The organism is Mesorhizobium loti R88b, from assembly GCF_013170845.1.
GTDB classification, from domain to species: domain Bacteria; phylum Pseudomonadota; class Alphaproteobacteria; order Rhizobiales; family Rhizobiaceae; genus Mesorhizobium; species Mesorhizobium loti_B.
The window spans coordinates 3,052,741-3,075,963 of sequence record NZ_CP033367.1; the positions used below are offsets into that span (position 1 = coordinate 3,052,741).

Genomic DNA, 23,223 nt, shown 5'->3' on the forward strand with positions numbered 1-23,223 from the left:
GCAGGAGCTCTCTCCTGTCACAGGCGCGTAATGACAAATTTCACAACGAGCGCGTAGACCAGCAAAATTGTGATGCACGCCCAGATGCTGAGGCTGGAGGACAGCACCAGAGCCGGTACGACTAGGATGACGATTGCCGCGAGCACCCATAACGTGGCCCGCGTGCTGGACAGAGCCTTCAACCACCCGAGCTGTTTCTTGACAAAGCCGGCGGCGTTGTCCGGTGGGATCTGACCGCCGACAATGAAGTTGGCAATATTGTCCCATTGCGCTTCCGCAATGCCAGCGCCATGGCTGCCTTCTACATATTTGCGCTCAGCGATCTCGGGTGGGGCGTCGTACTTAGCCTGCTTGAAGCCGTCGAAGCCGGCTCCGCCCAGGTCGAAGCAGCGGAAGCCCTCAAGGCTTTTCGGCAGGAGGGCAACCACCCAGTCCTTGCTGGCAACGATATTCAGGAAGCGTTCCACGCGCCGCTGTCCAATCGGTGTTTTCCAGTCGTAGTCGGTCCGCACCACGCTGCCCGCGAACAGCACATTGCGAAAGGTGCAGGCCGGATAGTCGATGAGCGCACGCGCGGCGAGATAGGTGCCGTTGGAGTGGCCGACATAATGGAAGCTCGAATTCGGATATTGCGCCACGGCGCCGACATATTGATCCATGAACCATTCCACCTTCTGGCGGCGTATCCAGGGCAGAATGAAGGGAAGCATGGCGAAGTAGCCATAGGTGGGCGTCCAGGCGCGAAAGACCGTTGCAGGCTTGTTCTGTTCTCGGACCTTTTCCGCGACACGGTGGGTCCAGAAGCCGTCGTCGCGTATGCCGTGGATGACGAACACCGTATCCTTCACCTTGTGATCAGGCTTGTCGACCTCGTCGATCAGCAAGGACGGGTCGGTCGCTATGTTGGTCAGATCCCGCTTCGTGCCCGTCAATGCGACCAGGAATCGGCCCTTGCGTGCCTCAGCCGCCGCCTGATCGCCGTCTGTCGCGGTGAAGCGGATGGCACTGTGGTGATCCGTCTTGTCGAGTTTGATCAGGAAGTAGGAAGGGTTGCCCCCAGCATTGCCGTCGACAACGATATCGACTTGGTCGAAAGGGGATATGAGGTCGTCCGTGCTGCCGATGAGTTGTATCAGTATCGGCTCATGCGATGCCGCTGCTGGCCCCACAGCCTGCGAAGTCTCCTGCTGCAGCCCGGCGGCAAGTTGCTGGCGTCGGTAGGCCAGCCAATGCAGGCGCGTCTGGGCCATGAATGGCGCGCCCAGCCGAATGTCGAAAATGGTCGGCGCCCAGCGTGGCAGAACGTGGCCTATCAGGCCGCAGATGTTGAAGCCGATCGAATACCACCAGCTGAGGCGCGGCGAAATCTGCCAGCCGCGATTGAAGGCCGCCAGCAGGACGATCCGGTGCACCTTGTCGGCCCATTCCCGTTTTTGCTGGTGCTGAAAGGTCTTCTCGGTTGCAAAGCCGGGAGGACTGCCCGACGCGACCAGAAACACACGCCGTGCAATCGTGGCCCCAAGACTATGCCCAATCAGGATGATGCGTTCGTAGGGTGACTTGATTTGGACGAGTTCGTCTATGTCTTTGAGTATCTTCGCCACGACATCGACAGCTCGCGCTGACCTGAGTTGGCGATGATAGGCAAGCAGCGGGACGAAAGTATCGACACAATGCGTATCTTTCCATGCTTCACGAGTGGCTTCGGCGACATCGCCCATCGCCTGTGCCGTTGATCCCCAGCCATGCAGGATAATAGCCAGTATTGCGGGTTGTCCGGCAGCGCCGGTGCCTGGTCTAAAGCCCTCGATTGACATGCCCGTCCCCCTTTTTGGCAATGAATCATGTCTTGCAGGCGCCGGTTTCACGGCCCCTGCTTCGGGTACGGCTCAAGCTGTCGCGACCGGTTGCGCTGGAACCCCGACCCGCGCATCAACACTCCGACCCCGGCTTTATGCCCCACCAGGATCGAGCTTTTGCTTCCCCGCCAAATACTTCCAAGCACCAGATGCAATACATCTTATCCCTGCAGGCGCCGAAGTCCACTGCAAATGATAAAGCAAAGGCGGGAATTCGAAGTCTTGGTTCGACTTCGAACTCCCGCCTGTTGATCTTGTCATGTCCTCGTTTGGTCGAGGGTGCCGAAACATCGGAGGCGTGCCGACCCCCCTTCGCCGGGACGAACCCGTGGCCCGGCAAGGGGCTGTTCAACCGCCTCAGGCGGCTGCCTTCTCGCCGGCGATGCCGTTCAGCACGGCGATCGCGTCGGCGGGCAGCTTCAGCTCCGCCGCCGCCAGGTTTTCCCTGAGATGGCCGACCGAGGAGGTGCCGGGGATGAGCAGGATGTTGGGCGCGCGCTGCAACAGCCAGGCGAGCGCCACCTGCATCGGGGTTGCGCCGAGCTTTTGCGCGACACCGGCCAGCGTGGTCGACTGCAGCGGCGTGAAGCCGCCGAGCGGGAAGAACGGCACATAGGCGATGCCGGCGGCGGCTAGTTCGTCGATCAGCGCGTCATCCTCGCGATGCGCGATGTTGTACTGGTTCTGCACGCAGACGATGTCGGCGATGCCGCGCCCTTGTGCGAGCTGCTTTGACGTGACGTTGCTCAGGCCGATATGGCGTATCAGGCCCTGGCGCTGCAGTTCGGCGAGCGTATTGAGCTGCGGCTCGAGCGATCCTTCGGCGGGTCCGTGGATGCCATGCATGGAACGCAGGTTGACGACGTCGATGATATCAAGTCCGAGATTGCGCAGATTGTCGTGCACGGCCTGCGTCAGCTCCTCCGGCGACATTGCGGGGAGCCACGACGCATCGGCGCCGCGCTTGGCGCTGACCTTGGTGACGATGGTGAGGTTGGCGGGGTAGGGGTACAGCGCCTCGCGGATGATCTGGTTGGTGACGTGCGGGCCGTAGAAATCCGATGTGTCGATGTGGTCGACGCCGCTGGCGATCGCCTCGCGTAGCACGGCGAGTGCTGCATCATGGTCCTTCGGCGGGCCGAAGACGCCCGGTCCCGCCAGTTGCATGGCGCCGTAGCCGAGGCGCTTCACGGTGCGGTCGCCGAGCTTGTAGGTTCCGGCCTTGCTGATGTCGGTCATGGTCTCATCTCCGTTGGATCAGCCCAATGTAGACAAAGCGCGCCTGCACGATAATATGGTGCAATCGGCACAGCCTGTGCGGAAGAGCGAACAATGGCAGCGGATCTGGGAGACCTCCAGGCGTTCATGGCGGTGGCGCGCGCCGGCGGCTTTCGCGAAGCGGCCAGAACGGGCAGCGTCAGCGCCTCCAGCCTTTCAGAGACGGTGCGGCGGCTTGAGACCGGGCTTGGCGTGCGGCTCCTCAACCGCACCACGCGCAGCGTGGCGCCGACCGAGGCCGGGGCGCGCCTGCTCGAACGGCTCGGCCCCGCGCTCGGCGAAGTCGAGGCGGCGCTCGACGTGGTCAACGGCTTTCGCGGCCGCCCGGCCGGCACGCTGCGGCTCAACGTGCCGGTGGTCGCGGCGAAACTGGTGCTGCCGCGCCTGTTGCCGCCTTTCCTGGCCGCCTATCCCGACATCCGGATGGAGGTGACCGCCGAGGACAGTTTCGTCGACATACTGGCGAGCGGCTGCGATGCCGGCATCCGCTATGACGAGCGGCTGGAGCAGGACATGATCGCGGTGCCGATCGGCCCGCGCCGGCAGCGCTTCGCCACCGCCGCCGCACCGGCCTATCTCGACCGCCACGGCCGGCCCGACCATCCGCGCGATCTGCTCGATCACGCCTGCCTGCGCGGCCGCTTCGCCAGCGGCCTGACTCCGGCCTGGGAGTTCGAGCGCGACGGCGAGGTGGTGAGCGTCGAACCGACCGGCCCGCTTTTGGTCAGCACCGGCACGGCAATGGCCCTTGCTGTCGAGGTGGCGGTCGCCGGCGGCGGCATCGTCTCGCTGTTCGAGGACTGGCTGCGTCCCTATTTCGACGATGGCCGGTTGGAGCCGGTGCTCGAGCCCTGGTGGCAGGAATTCTCCGGCCCGTTCCTCTACTATCCCGGCCGCCGCCTCACGCCGGCGCCGCTGCGGGCGTTCATCGATTTTGTCGGCGGCATGCGCTGGGGCTGAGGTGTGGCATGGTAGCGAAGGGCTTCGAGAACGAGCGCGAAGGCAGGTGAGGGCTGGCGACGGCTCGGATAGTAGAGATGATAGCCCGGGCGGGGCGCGCACCAGTCGTCCAGCACGCGCAGCAGCCGACCGCTGGTGATATCAGGCTCCACCAGGTCCAATGGCAAGTAGGCAAGTCCCAACCCGTCCAACGCTGCTTGCCGTATCAGGTTTATGGAGTTGAACACGGCACGACCCTGGACACGGGCTTTCATCTCGCGGCGACCCTTGCGAAACTCCCAGACATAGAAACCGCCATGCGTCGGCAGCCGCAGGTTGATGCACTGGTGCTCGGTAAGCTCCTGCGGCGTGCCCGGCAGCGTCCGGCCTTCGAAGTAAGCGGGAGCCCCAATCACTGCCTGTTGGAAATCAGGACCGATGCACGTCGCGATCATGTCCTTGTCCACCTGCTCGCCAAGTCGCACGCCGGCGTCGTAGCGCTCCGCCACAATGTCGGTCAAACCATAGTCCGAGATGATCTCGACGTTCACGTCAGGATACTGCGGCAGCAACCGCGCCATGGCAGGCCAGAGGATGGTTTCAGCGGCGTGCTCGATGGAATTGATCCCGACCGTGCCGGCCGGCTTGTCGCGCATCTCTCCCAATGCCTGGATGTCGCGTTCGATTTCATCGAACCTTGGCCCGATGCTGCCCAGAAGCCTCTCGCCGGCCTCTGTCAGGCCAACGCTGCGGGTCGTGCGGGTCAGAACCCGAAGTCCAAGCCGCTCCTCCAGGGTGCGGATGGTATAGCTCAAGGCAGACTGTGACACGCCGAGCTTGGCAGCCGCTTTGGTGAAACTCCCCTCGCGGGCGACCGCGATAAAGGCCAGCAGGTCGTTCACGTTCTGCCTTCGCATTCATCAATCCTATTTCTAAGTTCATGCCGATAATACCATCTAATCCCGTTTGCCAGCAGGGGCTATCTGATCCCCAGCAACGAAGGATTTTGAAACATGAGCAAGGTTTGGTTCATTACCGGCGCCGGGCGAGGCATGGGCCTGCATATTGCCAGGGCTGCGCTCGCCGCCGGCCATCAAGTGGTCGCCACCGGCCGCAACACAGACAAGGTGGCCAAGGCCGTCGGCCAATCCGACAGGCTTCTGGTCGTCAAGCTGGACGTGACCAGCAGCGCCGATGCCGAGACGGCGGCAAAGGCCACCATCGAGCGCTTTGGCCGCATCGACGTCCTCGTCAACAACGCCGCCAGCTTCTACGCGGGCTATTTCGAGGAGCTGTCGCCCCGGCAGATGGACCTGCAATTGGCCACGAGCCTTGTCGGCCCCATGAATGTCACCCGCGCTTTTCTGCCGGCGATGCGCAAGCAGGGATCGGGCAGGATCATCTCGATCTCGTCGACGGCGGGCCTCGTGGGCTACGAATTCTGCACCGCCTATTCGGCCTCCAAATTCGGTCTCGACGGCTGGATGGAAGCGCTGCAGATCGAGGTCTCGCCCTTCGGTATCGAAACCATGATCGTCAATCCGGGCTTCTTCCGCACCGAACTTCTCACCGAGGAATCGACCCAATACGCCGACCTTGCCATCGCCGATTACAGCGCGCGCCGTGCGCAGCAGGAAGCCTTCTGGACCGGTGCGAACGGCACACAGGGCGGCGACCCTGCGAAGCTGGCGCAGGCCCTGATCACGCTGGACAGGCAAGCCGTGCTTCCCCGTCGCTTCCTGGCCGGCGCCGATGCCATTGCCACGGCCGAACAGAAGATCGCGACCTTGCAGCAGCAGATCGAAGCCTATCGCGCGCTTTCAAGCTCGCTGGCGATCGACGGGTAGTTCCTGCCACGAGCGCCAAAGCGCCGGTCGAAACAGATTCAACAGGCGCGCTTAAGTGTCTGTTCTTATGCATGAATGCATGTCGTTGCAGAAAGCTGCAGCCCGTCGGTGCCGATCCAGGCCATCCCCGGGAAACCTTATTCCAAACAATCCAAACCCGATCTGTAACGGTTTGTTTCCACGCCCGTCGTATTCACAGCAGGCTGCGTCGCAAATGGGCGACGCATCATGGACGCGTGAAGCATGGGTTCGCCCTGGTCTGAATTGCTGGCCAACCTCGCGGTCGTTGCGATGTTCGTTTCGGTCTGGATCCACACGCATGTGTGGCTGGATCGCAGGCCGGCCGTTGTGAAGGCCGCGGCCTTCGGCCTGCTGATGGGCGCCGGCGCCATCATCCTGATGTTGACGCCGATGCAACTCCAGCCAGGGGTCTTTGTCGATCTGAGAGCGACGATGATTGCCGTTGCCGGCTTCTTCGGCGGTCCCGTCGCCGGCATCGTCGCCGGCGTCATGGCCGGTGCCTTCCGGGTTTTCGAGGGCGGCATCGGTGCCTTGGCCGGCGCGGTCGGCATCGCGGCCACCATGCTGGTCGGCATTGCCGGCAATCTTGCGCTCAGGGGTCGCGCCCCCACCATGCGCGATATCATGATCCTGGGTGCCGCAACCGCATGCGGATCTCTGCTTGGCCTCAGCGTCCTGCCACGGTCCGTTGTCGAGACGGTGCTGCCAGAGGTGGCGTTTCCCTCGACATTGCTCATCTTCGTCTCCGTGGCGATGTCGGGACTGGCGCTCTACCAGGAGCGGCGGCGTATCGAGGCGCTGCAGTCGCGGCGCATCTTCAAGGCCGTGGTCGAGACCTTGCCCGACTGCCTCAACGTCAAGGACCTCGACGGGCGGTTCATCGTCGCCAATCCGGCAACGGCCGAACTCATGCATGCGCCTGATGCCAGGGCACTGATCGGCAAGACGGATTTCGACTTTTATCCCAGCGAAACGGCGCAGGTGTTTCGCGCCGACGAGCTGGCCGCGCTGGCATCCGGCGTCTCCACCACAATCGAGCAGCATCTTCAGCATGAAGATGGCACCGATGGCTGGCTGGCGACGCTGAAGGCGCCGTTTCGCGACAGGGCCGGGACGATCGTCGGCCTGATCACGCACAATCGCGACATCACCGAACGCAAGCAGCTGCAGACCGAACTGGCGGAAAGCCAGGCCAGGCTCGGCGACGCGCTGACGCACATGGCCGACGGCCTGGTGATGTTCGATCGCGATGGGCGGCTGGTGCTGTGCAACGCCCAGTACCGTGCCATGTTTCCGAAGACCGCCGATATCAGGGTGCCCGGTGCCGACCACCGCGACATCCTGCGCGCCTCGGCGGCGCGCGGCGAAGGCATCACGCCGCCGGATGCGGTCGAGGCGTGGGTCGCCGAGATCATGGCCTTGCAGACGCAGGCCAGCCACCGCCAGATCAGGCTGGCCGACGGGCGCTGGCTCGACGTGCGGACCCGGCCGACCGGCGATGGCGGCAGCCTCAGCGTGTTTTCCGACATCACCGAGGCCAAACAGGTCGAGGCCGAACTGATGGCGGCCAACGAGAAGCTGAACCTGCTGGCGCATCGCGACGGGCTGACCGAACTGTTGACGCGGCGGGCCTTCGACGAGGCGCTGGCGCGCGAATTCGCGCGCGGCCGGCGCAACACGACGCCGCTCAGCCTGCTCATCATCGATGTCGACTGGTTCAAGCGCTTCAACGACCACTACGGCCACCCGGCGGGCGATGAATGCCTGCGCAATGTGAGCCGCTGCATCGAGGCGACGGCGCGCCGGCCGGCCGACGCGGCGGCCCGCTACGGTGGCGAGGAATTCGCCGTTGTCCTGCCCGAAACCGACGCGCGAGGCGCCTTCGTCATCGCCGAAACGCTGCGGGGCAAGGTGCGCGACCTCGGGCTTGCGCATGCCGGCAGCGAAAAGGGCATCGTCACCGTCAGCATCGGGGTCGGCACTTTCGACGGTGGCGCTGACATCGAGATCGCCGATCTCTTGCGGCGCGCCGACGAGGCGCTCTACGGCGCCAAGGCCGCGGGGCGCGACCGCGTGCATGGCTGGCGCCCGCATCTCAGCGAACCCCGCTCGACTGGCTCCCGGCGCAAGGCGTGAGCCCTGGCTGTCACAGCATTGTCGTGGCCGGCTGCCATTATTCCATAAATCTGGATCGATGGATTGATGGACAAGACAACAGCATTGCTGGCGCTCGCAGCACTCGGCCAGGAAACCAGGCTGGAGGTGTTCCGGCTTTTGGTTCGGGCCGGAGCCGAGGGTGTGCCGGCAGGCGAGGTGGCGACGCGGCTGGGCACAGTGCAGAACACCATGTCGGCGCATCTGAAAATCCTCGGCCAGGCCGGGCTGGTGCATGCCGAACGCGACGGCCGCAGGATCCGCTACACAGCCGACATGACCGGGTTTCGCAATCTGCTGGCTTATCTGATGGAGGATTGCTGCAACGGCGCGCCGGAGCTTTGCCAGCCGATCCTCCAGGCGGTGACCTGCAAATGTTGAGGTTGACATGACCGACCTTCGACGCCGCCTCGTGGCCGAAGCTTTGGGCACCGCCATGCTGGTTGCCACGGTGGTCGGCTCGGGCATCATGGCCAGCCGGCTGACCGGCGATGTCGCACTTTCGCTGCTTGGCAACACGATTCCAACCGGCGCCATGCTGGTGGTGCTGATCACCACGCTGGGGCCGATCTCGGGCGCTCATTTCAACCCGGCCGTCACGCTGGTTTTCGGGCTGCGGCGTGACATCGGCTGGCTGGCCGTGCTGGGCTACGTCACTGTCCAGATTGTTGGCGGCCTCGCCGGCACGCTGGTGGCGCATGCGATGTTCGAGCTGCCCTTGCTGGAGGTCTCGGCAACGGTGCGCAGCGGGCAGGGGCAGTGGCTGGCCGAACTGGTCGCGAGTTTCGGGCTGGTCTTCACCATCCTTGCCGGCTTGCGCTTCAGGGGCGATGCCATTCCCTGGCTGGTCGGGCTCTACATCACATCAGCCTACTGGTTCACGGCCTCGACCTGCTTCGCCAATCCGGCGGTGGCGATCGCCCGAGCCTTCTCGAATACGTTTGCCGGCATCCGGCCCTCCGATGTTCCGGCCTTCATCGCTGCGGAGCTGGCGGGTGCGCTGCTTTCGCTGGCGCTGGCCGGCTGGCTGCTGGCGGATATCCCAAGACCCTCACTGAGATGAAGGCCGCGCAATGACCATCACCATCTATCACAACCCGGCCTGCGGCACCTCGCGCAACACGCTGGCGATCATCCGCCAGTCCGGCGAGGAGCCGGAGGTGATCGAGTATCTGAAGAACCCGCCATCGCGCGAAAAGCTTGTCGAGCTGATCGCGGCAATGGGAATGACGCCGCGCGCACTGCTGCGCGAAAAGGGCACGCCCTATGCGGAGCTCGGCCTTGGCGATGCCAAATGGAGCGATGACGAGATCCTCGACTTCATGCTGGCGCATCCGATCCTGATCAACCGGCCGATCGTGGTGAGCCCGCTCGGCGTCGTGCTGGCCCGGCCGTCGGAGGAGGTGCTCGATTTCCTGCCCAACCCGGATATCGGCCCGTTCACCAAGGAGGACGGCGAGGTCGTCGTCGATGCCGACGGCAAGCGGGTCGTCTGAGGTATTTCGATATTTTTCGAAATAGGGATTGACGGCTTCGACCGTTGGCCGCATGTTATTTCCATGAAACTCGAACAAGCAGCGAAGCAGTTGGAAGCGCTCGGCAATCCGACGCGACTGAATCTCTATCGCATCCTGGTCAGGGCGGGCGAGGCGGGCCGGCCGGTCGGCTTCCTGCAGGAGAGCCTCGGCATCGCTGCCTCGACGCTGTCGCACCATCTGCACCGCCTGATCCTGACCGGACTGGTCAGCCAGGAGCGGCAGGCGACGACGCTGATCTGCCGCGCCAACTATCCCATGATGAACGATCTCATCGGCTTCCTGGCCGACGAATGCTGCGCCGACGCCGCTTGCAATCCGGCGGCTGGTGACGCGGCCGCATAGTTTTTGCCTGTTATTTCGATAATACCGGAAGGATAGAAGCTATGGCCACGCAAAACGATTTGCCGATCGCCGTCATCGGCGCCGGCCCGGTTGGCCTGGCGGCCGCCGTTCATCTCATGGCCCGGGGCTTGCCGGTAAAGCTCTATGAAGCCGGCAGCGGCGTCGCGGCCAGCCTGCGCGATTGGGGCCATGTGCGGGTGTTCACGCCTTGGCGCTATTGCGTCGACCAGGCGGCCGGCAGGCTGCTCGAAAGCCAGGGATGGCGGATGCCGGACGCGGAAGCGTTCCCGACCGCCGACGAACTCGTCGCGCACTATCTCGAGCCGCTGGCCAGCCTGCCAGAAGTTTCGTCGTCGATCGAAACCAATGCGCGTGTCGTGGCCATATCGCGCTGGGGTGCCGACAAGGTGCGCGGCAGTAAGCGCGGGACGCGGCCGTTCATGCTCGTCGTCGAGACCGCTGATGGCACAAGGCGCGACAGTGCGCGGGCGGTCATCGACGCCTCGGGGACATGGCGCACGCCCAACCCGCTCGGCGCCGGCGGCATCGCGGCGGAGGGCGAGGCGGAATTCGCCGACCGCATCGCCTACGGCATCCCCGATATTCTCGGCCGCGACCGCGCGCTCTATGCCGGCCGCGCGACGCTGGTTGCCGGTTCCGGTCACTCGGCGGCCAACGCCTTGCTCGACCTTGCCAGGCTGGCCGATGCCGCGCCCGGCACGGCCTTCATCTGGGCGGTGCGTGGAACCGACCTCGTGCGCATCTATGGCGGCGGCGACGCCGATCAGTTGCCGGCACGCGGTGAACTCGGCGCCGATGTGCGCGACCTCGCAGAAAGCGGCCGTGTCCGGCTGGCGACGGGCTTTGCAACGGTTGCGATCCGCGAGCACGACGGCCGGCTGATCGTCGAGGGGCAAGGCGAGGAGGGGTTGCTGCAACTCGGCCCTGTCGACCGCATCATCGCCGCGACGGGACAGCGGCCGGACTTGTCGCCGACCACGGAACTCAGGCTCGATCTCGATCCGTGGCTGGAAAGCGTCAAGGCGCTCGGTCCGCTCATCGATCCCAATGAGCATTCCTGCGGCGACGTACCGCCGCACGGCCATCGCGAACTCAGCCATCCGGAGCCCGGTTTCTATACGGTCGGCATCAAGAGCTATGGTCGTGCACCGACCTTCCTGCTGTTGACCGGCTACGAGCAGGTCCGCTCGGTCGCGGCGGCGATCGCCGGCGACATGGCGGCGGCCGACGCGGTACAACTGGTGCTGCCCGAAACCGGCGTCTGCACGGTGCCGGCGGGCCGCGCTTCGCAGGGCTGTTGCGGCGGGCCGGCACCGGTTGAGGTCGATGCCTGCTGCGTGGCGGATGTGGACGCGAAAGCGGCCGGTAAAAGCGGCTGCGGCTGTGCCAGCAAGATGGAAGCGGCCGAGTGAGCGACGCCAAGATCCCTGCCTCGGCCATCTGGGCGCTAGGCACCACACAGATCATCGGCTACGGCACGCTCTATTACAGCTACAGCATCCTGGCGCCGGCGGTGGCGGTGGAACTCGCCTGGTCGCAGCAATGGGTGTTCGCCGTGCTGTCGGTGTCGCTACTGGCAAGCGCTGTCCTGGCGCCGTTCGCCGGCAGCCTCGCGGACCGGGTCGGGGCAGGGCGCCTGATGGTGCCGGGATCGCTGGCGGCGGCGGGCGCGTTGCTTGTGTGCGCGCTGGCGCCGGGGCGCGCCGGCTTTGCGCTTGGCGTGCTGGCCATGGAGCTCGCCTCCTGCTTCGTGCTTTACAGCACGGCCTTCGTTGCTATCGTGCAGCTCGGCGGCGCGCGTCGCGGCATCACCCATCTCACCTTGATCGCCGGCTTCGCCTCGACGCTGTTCTGGCCCTTGACGACGCTGCTGCACCAGCATCTCGGCTGGCGCGAGGTGCTCATTCTCTTTGCCGCGCTCAACGCCTTTGTCTGCCTGCCGATCCACTGGTGGCTGGCCCGGCTTTCCAGCCGCGCCGGCAAGGCGTTGGAGAGGATTATCCCGGTCACATCAGGCCTGTCAGGCCCGGCGCCCGGCCGGCGATGGTCGCCGCTGTTCGTCCTGGTGCTGACCGGATTTGCCATAGAAGGCTTCATGCTTTCGGCTGTTCTGGTGCAGATGGTGCCGCTGCTTTCCCTGGTCGGTCTCGGCGGCGCCTCGGTGCTGGTGGCAAGCCTGTTTGGCCCGTCGCAAGTGGCGAGCCGGCTGGTGAACATGCTGTTTGGCCGTGGCTTGACGCAGACATCGCTGGCGCTGGGCGCCACCGCAGCACTGGCCGGCGGCCTCGCGGTGCTGCTGCTGGTGGCGCCCTCCGTTCCCGGCGCCATGCTGTTTGCCGTGCTTTTCGGCTTCGGCTCGGGCCTGATGAGCATCGTCGGCGGCACGCTGCCGCTCGAATTGTTCGGCCACGAGCGCTACGGCTCCTATGTCGGCTGGATCACGGCAGCGCGCCAGTTCAGTTCCGCCTTTGCCCCTTTCGGCTTTACCCTGATGATATCGGGCCTCGGCGTTTTCCCGGCCTTGTGGCTCAATGTGATGGTCGGCCTGTTGGGCATCGCGGCCTTCGCCGCCGTTGTGTTGATCAGCCGGCAATCGCGCAAGGCTGAAAGGAGCGGCACGACTGATCCGGCCGCATTGCACCTGGAAACGGCGATGGCCTCGCCACCGCCTTCACGGTAGTTGCACGGGATGACCGATCCCGCCACGCCGATCGTCAAGACCATCGCCATCGCCGCCAAACCGGCTGAGGTTTGGCGGGTGCTGACGACGCCGGGGATAATCCCGCTATGGATGTCGGACGAGGAACTGACCGTCAGCCTCGAGGGACATGCCGGCGGCGCGATCGTGATACGCGGGCTGCTGCATGGCATGCCGTTCGAGAACCATGGCACCGTCCGGGCCTTCGAGCCGGAGAAGAGCTTCGCCTACAGCTACTGGAGCACGCTGTCGGCCTCGCGGCTGGCGGATGTGCCGGAGAACCACACGCTGGTCAGCTTCGCCCTGGCCTCGGCGGACGAGGGAACGCTGCTGACGCTGACGCTCAGCGACTTCGCCGAACCGGCGATCCGCCCGCATGCCAATCTCTACTGGGGGCCGACCTTGCAGATTTTGAAGGCGGTGTGCGATCAAAGTTGAGGAGGCGCCATCGCAGCAGATGGACGCCCAGCATTCAGCCTTTGAGGCCCTTGGCCAGCGCGCGAATACGGTCGGCGACCTCTTTGTCGATCGGATTGTAGACCGTCAGGTTCAGATCCGGCCGGCCGTCGACCGCGAAGGACGAATATTCCAGCTCGATGTCACCCAGTTCCGGGTGCTTCAGGCGCTTTGTTCCGTCGCCATGGGCGAGCACGTCGTTCTCCTGCCACAGGGCGGCGAATTCGGCGCTGCCGGCGCACAGTTCTTCCACCAGCTGGGTTACCTCGGAGACCGCGCCGGCGCGCGCCGCATCGGCCCGGAAAGCGCCGACCACGAAACGGGCGAGGTTTTGCCAATCGTGCTGCTTGGCGCGGATGTGGGGCGTGAGGAACATGAAGCGCAGGACGTTGCGGCGGTCGGCGGGAAGGGAGCCATAGTCGGTCAGCACGATCTCGGCGGCGCGGTTCCAGGCAACCACGTCCCAGGTCGCGGTCTTGATCAAGGCAGGGCTGGCATCGAGCGTGTCGATGAGGCGCTGCAGCCGGGGGCTGACGCCCTCGTCGCCCCTGTAGCGGACCTCGGGCGGGCGCCCGAGCCCCAGCATGAAGAGATGTTCGCGCTCCGCCTCGGTCAGCATCAGCCCCTTCGCGATGCGGTTCAGGACATCGGCTGACGGTGCACCGCCGCGGCCCTGTTCCAGCCATGTGTACCAGGTCGGGCTGATGTTGGCGCGCTGGGCGACCTCTTCGCGGCGCAGCCCCGGCGTGCGCCTGCGTCCCGAAAAGCCGAATGAGGCCGGGTCGAGCCGGGTGCGCCGGTCCTTCAGGAAGGCTGCGAGCGTGCCAGGGGAATTGGTGGGCATCCTGTTAGGCATCCTGTTAAAGATTATACCACGATAAGATCACTACTTTAATGGGATAATAGACCGTCGATATTACGCAGGCAACTGTCAGGAGATTTTGCATGCGTATCTTTCTCACCGGCGCGACCGGTTTCATCGGCTCGGCCATCGTTCCCGAACTCATCAAGGCCGGCCATCAGGTGATCGGCGTCACCCGCTCCGATGCCGGCGCAGAGGCGCTGGCCGCCGCAGGCGCCGAGGTGCATCGCGGAATTTTGGAAGAGCCAGAGGGCCTGCGCGATGGCGCGGCCAAGGCGGACGCCGTGGTCCACACCGCTTTCGATCATGATTTCTCGCGCTTTGCCGAGAACTGCGAAAAGGACAGCCGTGTCATCGCAGCACTCGGCCAGGCATTTGCCGGCTCCGACCGGCCGCTGTTGATCACGTCCGGGACCGGTTTTGGCGCCCCTGGGCATGGGCAGCTTGCGAGCGAGGACGTCTTCAACGCCAGCAACCCCCATCCGCGTATCGCCTCCGAACTGGCGGGCAATGCCTTGCTGGAGGCCGGCGTCAACGTCTCGGTGATGCGCCTGCCGCAGGTCCACAATCCGCTCAAGCAGGGCCTGATCTCGCAGCTTATCGAGATCGCGCGCCAGAAAGGCGTCTCGGCCTATGTCGGCGAAGGCCGCAATCGTTTTGCTGCCGGCCATCTGCTCGACGTGGCGCGGCTCTACCGGCTCGCCATAGAAAAGCGGCAGCCCGGCGCGCGTTATCACGCAGTCGGCGAGGAAGGTGTCGAGGTGCGCGCCATCGCCGAGGCGCTTGGCCGGGGCCTCAACGTGCCGGTCGTTTCGATCGCGCCCGAAAAGGCGGCCGAGCATTTCGGCTGGATGGCCATGTTCGCGCCCATGGATATCCCGGCCTCCAGCGCGCTGACTCAGGCACGGCTTGGCTGGCACCCGACCGGCCCGACGCTGATCGCCGATCTGGATGCGATGCGGTACCCCGATTGAGGAGGGTGGCGCGCGTCAGCGCGTGACGGCATAGCGCAAGTGCACGACCCCATGCGTCAGCGTTTCGCAGCTCTTCAGCGACAGTTGCATCTTGCCCGCAAGGCCGCTTTCGCCGAACTCCACAAAACCCTGGTTTGCCGCCCGCGCATCGAGCGCGGGGGCGATGAGAAGGCTGAGTTCGTCGACAAGCCCTGCCGCGAAGAAGGAGCCGTTGATGCCGGCGCCGCCTTCGAGCAGCAGCCGGCGGATGCCGAGTTCACGCCCGAGCACGTCGAGCATGGCGGCAAGGTCGATGTCCGTCGTCTCCGACACAATGTAGGACACGCCGTCGGCGGCGAGCTCGGCCAGATGGCTGTCGGCGACGCCGTGCCCGAGCAGCACCACGACATGGTCGCCGCCGATGTCGGGTTTAGAAAAATGCACCTTGCCTGAGGCATCGAGCGCCACGGCATAGCTGTCCGCGTCACGTTGGGCGAAATGATGCGGCCGCTCTACCTTGCCGGCATTGGCCGGCGGGTGCGCGGCGGCCTTGCTCATCTCGGCCATGGTGACACGGCCGACGATCCAGCCGTCACCTTCGAGATCGCCGTGGATCTTTTCATAGAGGCCCGACCAGTCCGGTACGCCGCCATCGGGGCTCTTGGTGTAGCGGCTCGGATGCAAGCTGCCGTCGAGTGAGGCGAGCATATGGCAGATGATGTGCGGCTTCATGCGGGTGCTCCAGGGATGGGCTGAGGTGCGGTTCAAACTAGTGCCGTGGCCGGAGAATGGAAGCGGGGCGCGTCGGCTCGGTCAAAATTCCGATAATTCCGATAATTGGCCGCCCAACACTGTTATATCGATGTTGCACAAATGGTTGACCCTGGGTTAGCATCCCTGGGCTGATGCCGATGGGAGGCAGTTTTTGCAACGGATATCAGCTGGAGCGGCATGCGCCGTCTTGCGCAAGGAGGATGCTCCAACACTTTGAACCGACGCATTATCCCTTCCCAAGACCGATCCCGGTCCTGGGGATGATGCGTTTCTGTGGAGGAGGATCAACCATGAACAGACGTGAATTCCTGCTGTCGTCCGCGGCGTTCGGCGCCATGATGCTGGCCGCACCCTCGGTGTTTGCCGAAGACAAGCTCACCATCCTTGGCTCGGTGCCCAATCTCGGCTTTCCGTTCTTCGTGCACATGCTGAACGAGATCAAGGCGGAGGCCGCAGCACAAGGCGTCAATTTGACCGAGAGCGACGGCCAGAACTCGGCCACCAAGCAGACCGCCGACATCGAGGCGGCCTTGGTGCAGAAGGTCAACGCCATCGTGATTTCGCCGCTCGACGTCAACGCGCTGGCGCCGGCCATCGAGGAAGCGGTCAAGGCCGGCGTTCCCGTGGTGACGATCGACCGCCGCGTCGACGGTGTCCAGGGCATCCTCGCCCATGTCGGGGCCGACAATGTCAAGGGCGGCGAGGCGGAAGCCAGTGCCATGGTGGCGGCATTCCCCAACGGCGCCAAGCTGTTCCACCTGCAGGGCCAGCCCGGTGCCGGTCCGGCGATCGACCGCAACAAGGGCGTGCACAATGTGCTCGATCCCTTGAAGGACAAGTACCAGATCATCTTCGAGCAGACCGCCAATTTCGCGCGCGCCGAGGCGCTGTCGGTGACGGAAGCCGGCCTCGCCGCCAATGGCAAGCCGGACGCCATCATCTGCGCCAATGACGACATGGCGCTCGGCGCGCTGGAAGCGTGTGCGGCGCGCAACTTCACCGACGTGAAGATCTACGGCTTCGACGCGCTGCCGGAAGCGCTGGTTGCGGTACGCGACGGCAAGCTCGCTGGCACGGTCGAACAGTTCCCCGGCCAGCAGTCGCGCACGGCCGTGCAGATCGCCGTCGCCTACGCCAAGAACAAGACCGAGCCGAAGGAGAAGCTGGTGCTGCTGACGCCGATCGTTATTGGCAAGGATAATCTGGATAAGGCGGAGCGGTTGAGCGAGACGAAGTAGGGCTGGTTGGTGAGGCCGGCGGGACAGCGCCCCCCTCTGCCCTGCCGGGCATCTCCCCCACAAGGGGGGAGATCGGCAGCTTCTTCGACCGCGCCTTTCTTGCAACGTTTGAGATTGGCGAAAGCCGGCGTGACGTCCAATCTCCCCCCTCGTGGGGGAGATGTCCGGCAGGACAGAGGGGGGCGCTGTCCCGCGACTTGCCACAATCCGGGAGCCACCCTTGCCAGCTGAAGCCGCACTGCTCGCCGTCGAGGGCGTCACCAAGCATTTTTCCGGCGTCACGGCACTCAGCGATGTCTCGCTCGACATCCGCGCCGGCGAAATCCTCGGCCTGCTCGGCGAAAACGGTGCCGGCAAATCGACGCTGCTGAAAATCCTGTCGGGCGTCATGCCGCCGTCCGGCGGGCGCATCACCTTCGACGGCGCCGACTACGCGCCATCCAGCCCGCAGGATGCCAAGCGGCTCGGCATCGTCACCATCTACCAGGAACTCAGCCTGATCCCGACGCTGACCGTGGCGGAGAACATTTTCATCGGCCGCGCGCCGGTCGGGCCGCTCGGGCTGGTCAGCTGGAAGCGCATGGAGCGGGACTCCCGAGACATCATCGCCCGCGTCGGCCTTTCCATCGATCCGATGACGCCGGTGTCGGCGCTGTCGGTGGCCGAGCAGCAACTGGTCGAGATTGCGCGGGCGCTGTCGCTGAAGAGCCGGCTGATCATCATGGACGAGCCGACCTCGGCGCTGACCGAGACCGAGGTGCAGCGGCTTTTGTCGATCATGGACCGGCTGCGCCAGGACAAGGTCGCCATCATGTTCGTCACCCACCGGCTGGAGGAGGCCTCCGCCATCTGCGACCGCATGACGGTGCTGCGCGACGGCCGGCTGGCCGGGCATCTCGACCGTGAGGGTGGTCCGATCCAATTGCCGCGCATCATCGAGAAGATGGTCGGCCGCGCCGCCTCGGAACTCTACGCCCGACCGGCGCAGCGCGCGGTGGCCGGCGATGTCGTGCTGTCGGTGCGCGGCCTGCGCACCGTGCGCGACCCCGAAGCGCCGCATGCCATCGTGCTCGACGGCGTCGACATCGACCTCAAGGCGGGCGAAATCCTCGGTGTCGCCGGGCTTGTCGGCTCGGGCCGCACGGAACTGGCGCGCGCCATTTTCGGCGCCGACCGGATCGCTGCCGGCACCATCACGCTCGACGGCAAACAGATCGCTCCAGCCTCGCCGGCGGACGCCATCGCGCTCGGCATCGGCCTGGTGCCGGAGGACCGCAAGCACCAGGCGATCTTTGCGGCACTCGGCATCCTGCCCAATTTCTCCGTCGCTTCGCTCGGCCGCTTCAGCAACGGTTTTGGCTTCATGGCCGAGCGGCGTGAGCGCGATGCATTGTCGGGTTTCAGAAAGATGCTGTCGATCCGCATGGCCTCGGCCGAGCAGGCGATCGAAGGCCTGTCGGGCGGCAACCAGCAGAAGGTGATCCTGGCGCGCTGGCTGGCGCGCGATCCAAAAGTGCTGATCGTCGACGAGCCGACGCGCGGCGTCGATGTCGGCGCCAAGGCCGAGGTGCACCAGATCCTGGTGCAATTGGCGGCGCGCGGCATCGCGGTGATGATGATCTCGTCCGAACTGCCAGAGGTGCTGGCGGTGTCGGACCGCATCGTCACCATGCGCCGGGGGCGCATCACCGGTGAGATGCCGGGCGTCGAGGCAAACGAGGAACGATTGATGGAACTGATGGCGCTCGACAGAAAGCCACAGGACGAGAGGCAGGCACGATGAGCGCGACGGAACAGAATGAGCGCGGCGGCATCAATGTCGCGCGGCTGTTGATGAGCTTCGGGCCGCTGCTGTTCCTGGTGGCGCTGATCGTCGTCTTCACCTTGTTGAAGCCGAGCTTCATCGATCCGATCAATCTGTTCAACATCACGCGGCAGATCTCGATCACCGGGCTGATCGCGCTCGGCATGACCTTCGTCATCCTCACCGCCGGCATTGATCTGTCTGTCGGCTCGCTGCTCGCCTTTTGCGGCATGGTCGCCGCCGTCGTCGCCAAGGGCGGCACGGCCAACACGCTGTCGCTGTCGACCACGGGCACACAAGGCTATGGTTGGTTCGCGGCCCTGCTGGCGGCCGTCTTGGTGGGGGCTGCCGCCGGCGGCGTGCAGGGGCTCGCCATCACCCGGCTGAAAGTGCCGCCCTTCGTCGTCACGCTGGGCGGGCTGACGGTGTTTCGCGGGCTGACGCTGACCATCTCCAATGGCGGCCCGATCTCGGGCTTCGACGCCTCGATGCGCTGGTTCGGCACCGGCCTGATCGGCCCGGTGCCGGTGCCGGCGATCATCTTCGCCATCGCCGCGATCCTCTGCCACATCGTGCTGCGCTACACGCGCTACGGCCGCGCCGTCTATGCGGTTGGCGGCAATGCCGAGGCGGCACGACTTTCCGGCCTGCGCGTCGACCGCATCCTGGTCTCGGTCTATGTCATCGTCGGCTTCTTCGCCGGGCTTGCCGCCTTCGTGCTGTCGGCGCGGCTCAATTCATCGGAAGCGGTCGCCGGTATTGGCTACGAGCTGACGGTGATTTCCGCCGTCGTCATCGGCGGCACCTCGCTGTTCGGTGGCATCGGCTCGGTCGGCGGCACCGTGGTGGGCGCGGCGCTGATCGGCGTGCTGCAGAACGGGCTGCAGTTCAACAATGTGTCGTCCTATACGCAAAGCATCGTGATTGGGCTGATCCTGATCCTGGCGGTGGCGTTTGATCGGTGGCTGAAATCGCGGGTGAGACGGTGAGGACAGCGTTAGCGGGAGCCGCTCGGAGTGCTGGAGTCATGGTGATGCTTGTATCTCAGGTCCACGCTGCGGACGCGCCGTATGATTGGAGCGATGAGCAGGGGGCGGAGTCCGCGAAGCGGATCATCGTGAAGTGCCTGGACGCGTTCGAAGACAGTAAAGAGCGTGACTCCTGCGTGTTCAAGCCAATCGAGATTTGCCGCACGCAATTTGACAATGGCAGCGAAAACCAATTCGCCATCAATCAATGTACCGGCTATTCGGGCGCGGCATGGAGCAGCATGGTCGACGATGTCTATGCTCGGCTTGTGCAATCGGGAAAAGCTTCGAGCGACATCGCCAAATCGCAATCAATGTGGAGTGCCTGGAACGAGTACGATTGCCACGCGATTTCAGATTATATCGGCACTCGGGCCCTAATGGACTATGGCGACTGCAAGACCAGGCATGCGGCGGGAAGAGTATTTGATTTGCTGGAGTTGATCCCTCATTAGCGGTGTGTGAGCACGCTGTTGGGAGTTAACCCGGCAGCCTCTCCTCGATGATCTTCGCCGAACCCGGCACCAGCTGCCCTCCATGGTCAAATCGCAGCACCACAACCCAGTTGAACTCATCGCCTGGCCATTTGCCGTTCGGCAGCAGTGCCTGCGGGTCGGCGCCGAAGGCCTTGATGAGCTTGGCCAACTGACCGTGATGCCAGGCGATCAGGATCGACTTGCCGTGGTTTTCGGTCGACAGCGCCGCGACGAGGTTCTGGACTTCCCTGTCGGCGAAGCGTTGATCGATGGGTAACTTCAAGGCCTGGCTGAGTGGCGTCAGCGTCAGCCGCTCGCGCGCGCTGTTCCTGGAATCGGCACTGGCCACCAGCATGTCGGGCCGGAACGGCGTGCCGTCGAGCATGAAGGGCTGGAAATAGGCGACATAGGCTTGCGCGCGGGCCTGGCCCTCGGGCGACAAATCCGGGCCGCGTCGGGCTTTTCGCCGTGACGCACGATCAGCACCGTGGCGTCGGCGAGCCCGGTCGTTGTGTCGCCGGCGGCATGGGCGGACAGGGCAAGCGCCATCAACCACAGGGCGGCGACAACAAAGCGTTTCATGGTGGTCCTTCCCTGGTTTCCGAGGCCACCAATCAGCGCAGCATTCCGACGGAATCAGGGCCGGCTTGGTGTCAGGCCGCCGGCTGCTCAACATGCCAAGCGTGCCTCAGGCCGCTTCGCGCGCCCACAGGCGGTGGCTGTAGCGGCGGAAGAAGCGCGCCACGAGACGCTGCTGCCTGGCCCTGACCAGATCGGGCAGGCGTCGTTCCTGGCGCCAGCGCGGCATGTTGCGCCAGCAGGCGATGATGCGGGCGGTGTCCTCGATGGCTTCGTCCGCCGACAGCGCTGGGCCGATCGCGGCCAGGAACAGCGGTTCGGATTGTTTCAGTTCGTCGATGACGGACTTGCGCCTGAAATGGTCGTGGCGGGCCTGTGCGATGCCGTTGCGGCGGATCGTCTCGAAGGCTTCGAGCAAAGCAGGGCTGTCGCCGGTGTAACCGCAGGCGCGGGCGAAATCGGCGGCATCCATCACTGCTCCCGGGTCTGATGCTACAGCGACTCACATTTGCGAGTTTATAAAAGTGTAACTCAAAAATTTGTGGAAGGGAAACTTTTGGGAAAGTGTTGAAACTGCGACTCGACTCCGCGTGCAAAACACACGAATATGTGAACAAATCAGGAACAAAAGGCGAGGGAGGGGCGATGGCATTGCCAGGCAAGGAGTCAGTGGTTGCGCAAGTCGCCTCGATCTCGGTCGAATGCGCCGATTGCGGCCGCAACAGATGGTGGCGGCCTGATCAGCTGAAGCGGTTCGGGGTGAATGGCAATACGCCGCTGGCGGCACTGTCGGGCCGCATCGTCTGCTCGGCCTGCCGCGCTGACGGGCTGCCGGGCACGGCGATCTCGATCCAGGCCGCGTTCATCGACGAGCGCCAGCGCGTGCGCAGCGAAGCGCAGATGCTGAGCGACAGGGAGGTGCCGGTGGAGGGGTCGAGGAGGGCTTGAGTGGAGATGGGCCCCATGGCGACCCAGCCACCTTCTCCCCGTCACTATACGGGGAGAAGGTGCCGGCAGGCGGATGAGGGGCGGCGCTGATTTTGCAGAATTGAACTTTTTATTCTAGTGGTCTTTGAGGGACTGGCTAGGTAGTCGTGTTCTTCGACGTGGGGCAATCGAGGCGCCATTTACCGAAACCTTGGCGCTGCCCCTCATTGTCCTGCCGGACATTTCTCCCCGTAGTGACGGGGAGAAAGTGGGCTGCTGCGCATGTTTTCGCCAACTATCAGCGGTGTAGGAGCACCACGCACTGGTGAGGTGCTCGCGCACAAGCAAACGGCGCCTCAATACCCCAGCAATTCCTTCAGCGGTATAACCCGCCAGACATGCTTGATCGCGTAGCGGTTGAAGGTGATCGTTTTCGGCGGATTGTACTGCTCGACCACCAGTTCACCCGCCGTGCGCTTGACCAGTTTCTTGACGAAGGCCTTGCCGTTCTTTTCGTTTTCTTCCGGAAACGTCTCGATCACCACATGGTCGCCCGGCACCGCGTCGCGGCCGCCGCAATAGATCAGGTCGCCAGGTTCGTAGCGCGGCACCATGGAATCCGACAGCACATGCAGCGCGAACACCTTTGGCAGGTTGCGCACGCCCGGCGGGCGCTGGACGTAGCCGGCCGGCTCGCCGTTGAAGGTGAAGTCGCCGTCGTCACCGCCGACTGCGGCGCCCAGCACCTCGATATCCATTGATCCGGCGGGCAGGGGGCCGGCATCGGTGACGATCTCGGCATCGGCCACCGGGCCGGCATCGTCGAGGAAGACAACCTGCCCCTGGCCGAGCGCGACGGGGTCGACGCGCAGGAAAGCGGCGGTCTTGAACAGGTTCTCGGTCTTGGGCAGATTGCGGCCGGTTTCCCAATTGCCGACGGCGGCGACATCGGTGTCGTTGTGCTCGGCAATATGGCGCATGACCAGGCCGCGCTGCTTGCGCGCCTGGCGTATCGCCGCCCCGACCTTGATCGACAGTTCCGTTTTGGCCATGGCGCCCATCTGAGCGATGAAAGCAGCTCTCGTCTATGAAAGAATGGCTTGCATCTATTTTTGAGTTATGCTTATATCTGGCCATGCAGAACCTGTCCAGCTTTCAAGGCGCCGTGGCGCCGGCCTCCCGCGAGGCAAACCCAACGACTGAAGTCGTTACCCATTCCCTTCCGCCCCGGCCGTCCTCCTCCCCGGCCGGGGCGAAGCCCGAGCGCTCTGATGCCTCGGGTCCGGCCCGCCCGTCACCGGCGGCCGGAACGGCCGGAGCCGCCGCTCCCCGCGGCTCCGGCCCCCCATTCGACCGGCCAGCTGCCGGTCCCTATGCGCGCTCCTGCATCCGCACGCAGGACGGCACCGTCATCCTGTTCGAGCCGATG

General features: G+C 64.6%; 23 protein-coding genes and 2 pseudogenes. 17 read left to right on the forward strand and 8 right to left on the reverse strand.

Annotated elements, in window-relative coordinates; genetic code table 11:
- Positions 1-17: 17 nt before the first annotated feature.
- Together EB235_RS14885 and EB235_RS14890 are read right to left on the reverse strand one after the other, a co-directional pair.
- Entirely contained in the window at positions 18-1,817 is a 1,800-nt protein-coding gene (locus EB235_RS14885; protein WP_080680788.1) for an alpha/beta fold hydrolase, read from the reverse strand.
- A 399-nt stretch (positions 1,818-2,216) separates the two neighbouring features.
- Entirely contained in the window at positions 2,217-3,098 is an 882-nt protein-coding gene (locus EB235_RS14890) for an aldo/keto reductase family oxidoreductase (protein ID WP_027030236.1), read from the reverse strand.
- 93 nt (positions 3,099-3,191) lie between these two features.
- Here EB235_RS14890 and EB235_RS14895 point away from each other — a divergent pair, with 93 nt between their 5' ends.
- Positions 3,192-4,097: a LysR family transcriptional regulator gene (locus EB235_RS14895; protein ID WP_027030235.1), complete on the forward strand. Its 906-nt coding sequence runs from the start codon at positions 3,192-3,194 to the stop codon at positions 4,095-4,097.
- Positions 4,098-4,108: 11 nt separating this feature from the next.
- On the opposite strand, the pseudogene EB235_RS14900 reads toward EB235_RS14895, so the two are convergent.
- Positions 4,109-4,993: pseudogene (locus tag EB235_RS14900) on the reverse strand (LysR family transcriptional regulator); the annotation flags it as partial.
- Positions 4,994-5,089: 96 nt separating this feature from the next.
- Here EB235_RS14900 and EB235_RS14905 point away from each other — a divergent pair.
- The 9 genes from EB235_RS14905 to EB235_RS14945 all read left to right on the forward strand — a co-directional run bounded on the left by EB235_RS14905 (position 5,090) and on the right by EB235_RS14945 (position 13,135).
- Positions 5,090-5,923: an SDR family oxidoreductase gene (locus tag EB235_RS14905; RefSeq protein ID WP_027030234.1), complete on the forward strand. Its 834-nt coding sequence runs from the start codon at positions 5,090-5,092 to the stop codon at positions 5,921-5,923.
- A 243-nt stretch (positions 5,924-6,166) separates the two neighbouring features.
- The gene (locus EB235_RS14910; protein WP_027030233.1) at positions 6,167-8,080 is read left to right on the forward strand and encodes a diguanylate cyclase; all 1,914 of its coding nucleotides are present in this window, start codon (positions 6,167-6,169) and stop codon (positions 8,078-8,080) included.
- Positions 8,081-8,146: 66 nt separating this feature from the next.
- A complete protein-coding gene (locus tag EB235_RS14915; RefSeq protein WP_027030232.1) occupies positions 8,147-8,479 on the forward strand; it encodes an ArsR/SmtB family transcription factor in 333 nt (110 codons plus the stop codon).
- Between the two features lie 7 nt (positions 8,480-8,486).
- Positions 8,487-9,161 (forward strand): aquaporin, encoded by a 675-nt coding sequence (locus tag EB235_RS14920; RefSeq protein ID WP_027030231.1) that lies wholly within the window; start codon positions 8,487-8,489, stop codon positions 9,159-9,161.
- Positions 9,162-9,171: 10 nt separating this feature from the next.
- Entirely contained in the window at positions 9,172-9,594 is a 423-nt protein-coding gene (arsC, locus tag EB235_RS14925; protein WP_027030230.1) for an arsenate reductase (glutaredoxin), read from the forward strand.
- 63 nt (positions 9,595-9,657) lie between these two features.
- Complete coding sequence (locus EB235_RS14930) at positions 9,658-9,978, forward strand: ArsR/SmtB family transcription factor (RefSeq protein WP_010910714.1); 321 nt, start codon at positions 9,658-9,660, stop codon at positions 9,976-9,978.
- Between the two features lie 41 nt (positions 9,979-10,019).
- Positions 10,020-11,411, forward strand: coding sequence for an NAD(P)-binding protein (locus EB235_RS14935; RefSeq protein ID WP_027030229.1), 1,392 nt, complete (start codon positions 10,020-10,022; stop codon positions 11,409-11,411).
- The gene (gene arsK, locus EB235_RS14940; RefSeq protein ID WP_027030228.1) at positions 11,408-12,679 is read left to right on the forward strand and encodes an arsenite efflux MFS transporter ArsK; all 1,272 of its coding nucleotides are present in this window, start codon (positions 11,408-11,410) and stop codon (positions 12,677-12,679) included. The genes EB235_RS14935 and arsK overlap by 4 nt, the downstream gene beginning before the upstream one ends.
- 9 nt (positions 12,680-12,688) lie before the next feature.
- Complete coding sequence (locus EB235_RS14945) at positions 12,689-13,135, forward strand: SRPBCC family protein (protein WP_027030227.1); 447 nt, start codon at positions 12,689-12,691, stop codon at positions 13,133-13,135.
- Positions 13,136-13,169: 34 nt separating this feature from the next.
- Here EB235_RS14945 and EB235_RS14950 read toward each other — a convergent pair whose 3' ends face one another.
- The gene (locus EB235_RS14950; protein ID WP_032925489.1) at positions 13,170-13,997 is read right to left on the reverse strand and encodes a helix-turn-helix transcriptional regulator; all 828 of its coding nucleotides are present in this window, start codon (positions 13,995-13,997) and stop codon (positions 13,170-13,172) included.
- A gap of 101 nt (positions 13,998-14,098) precedes the next feature.
- Between EB235_RS14950 and EB235_RS14955 the strand changes: the two genes are divergently transcribed.
- Entirely contained in the window at positions 14,099-14,989 is an 891-nt protein-coding gene (locus EB235_RS14955; protein ID WP_027030225.1) for an SDR family oxidoreductase, read from the forward strand.
- A 15-nt stretch (positions 14,990-15,004) separates the two neighbouring features.
- Here the strand turns inward: EB235_RS14955 and EB235_RS14960 are convergent, their stop codons facing one another.
- Positions 15,005-15,700, reverse strand: coding sequence for a RibD family protein (locus EB235_RS14960; RefSeq protein WP_027030224.1), 696 nt, complete (start codon positions 15,698-15,700; stop codon positions 15,005-15,007).
- 332 nt (positions 15,701-16,032) lie between these two features.
- Here EB235_RS14960 and EB235_RS14965 point away from each other — a divergent pair, with 332 nt between their 5' ends.
- The 5 genes and pseudogenes from EB235_RS14965 to EB235_RS14980 all read left to right on the forward strand — a co-directional run bounded on the left by EB235_RS14965 (position 16,033) and on the right by EB235_RS14980 (position 20,267).
- The gene (locus EB235_RS14965) at positions 16,033-16,980 is read left to right on the forward strand and encodes a substrate-binding domain-containing protein (protein WP_027030223.1); all 948 of its coding nucleotides are present in this window, start codon (positions 16,033-16,035) and stop codon (positions 16,978-16,980) included.
- A gap of 298 nt (positions 16,981-17,278) precedes the next feature.
- Positions 17,279-17,659: pseudogene (locus tag EB235_RS35270) on the forward strand (ATP-binding cassette domain-containing protein); the annotation flags it as partial.
- 42 nt (positions 17,660-17,701) lie between these two features.
- Positions 17,702-18,763 (forward strand): sugar ABC transporter ATP-binding protein, encoded by a 1,062-nt coding sequence (locus EB235_RS14970; RefSeq protein ID WP_432431172.1) that lies wholly within the window; start codon positions 17,702-17,704, stop codon positions 18,761-18,763.
- The gene (locus EB235_RS14975) at positions 18,760-19,773 is read left to right on the forward strand and encodes an ABC transporter permease (protein WP_027030221.1); all 1,014 of its coding nucleotides are present in this window, start codon (positions 18,760-18,762) and stop codon (positions 19,771-19,773) included. Before EB235_RS14970 ends, EB235_RS14975 begins: the two co-directional genes overlap by 4 nt.
- Before the next feature lie 38 nt (positions 19,774-19,811).
- Entirely contained in the window at positions 19,812-20,267 is a 456-nt protein-coding gene (locus tag EB235_RS14980; protein ID WP_155256384.1) for a lysozyme inhibitor LprI family protein, read from the forward strand.
- A 25-nt stretch (positions 20,268-20,292) separates the two neighbouring features.
- Here EB235_RS14980 and EB235_RS14985 read toward each other — a convergent pair whose 3' ends face one another.
- Together EB235_RS14985 and EB235_RS14990 are read right to left on the reverse strand one after the other, a co-directional pair.
- Positions 20,293-20,730 (reverse strand): flagellar basal body-associated protein FliL, encoded by a 438-nt coding sequence (locus EB235_RS14985; protein ID WP_245268806.1) that lies wholly within the window; start codon positions 20,728-20,730, stop codon positions 20,293-20,295.
- 246 nt (positions 20,731-20,976) lie between these two features.
- Complete coding sequence (locus EB235_RS14990) at positions 20,977-21,339, reverse strand: hypothetical protein (RefSeq protein WP_027030219.1); 363 nt, start codon at positions 21,337-21,339, stop codon at positions 20,977-20,979.
- Between the two features lie 173 nt (positions 21,340-21,512).
- On the opposite strand from EB235_RS14990, the gene EB235_RS14995 reads away from it, so the two are divergent.
- Positions 21,513-21,815, forward strand: coding sequence for a hypothetical protein (locus EB235_RS14995; protein ID WP_027030218.1), 303 nt, complete (start codon positions 21,513-21,515; stop codon positions 21,813-21,815).
- Between the two features lie 335 nt (positions 21,816-22,150).
- Here the strand turns inward: EB235_RS14995 and EB235_RS15000 are convergent, their stop codons facing one another.
- On the reverse strand, positions 22,151-22,855 hold the full coding sequence (locus tag EB235_RS15000) for an XRE family transcriptional regulator (RefSeq protein ID WP_032925488.1): 705 nt from the start codon (positions 22,853-22,855) through the stop codon (positions 22,151-22,153).
- Positions 22,856-23,223: the final 368 nt, after the last annotated feature.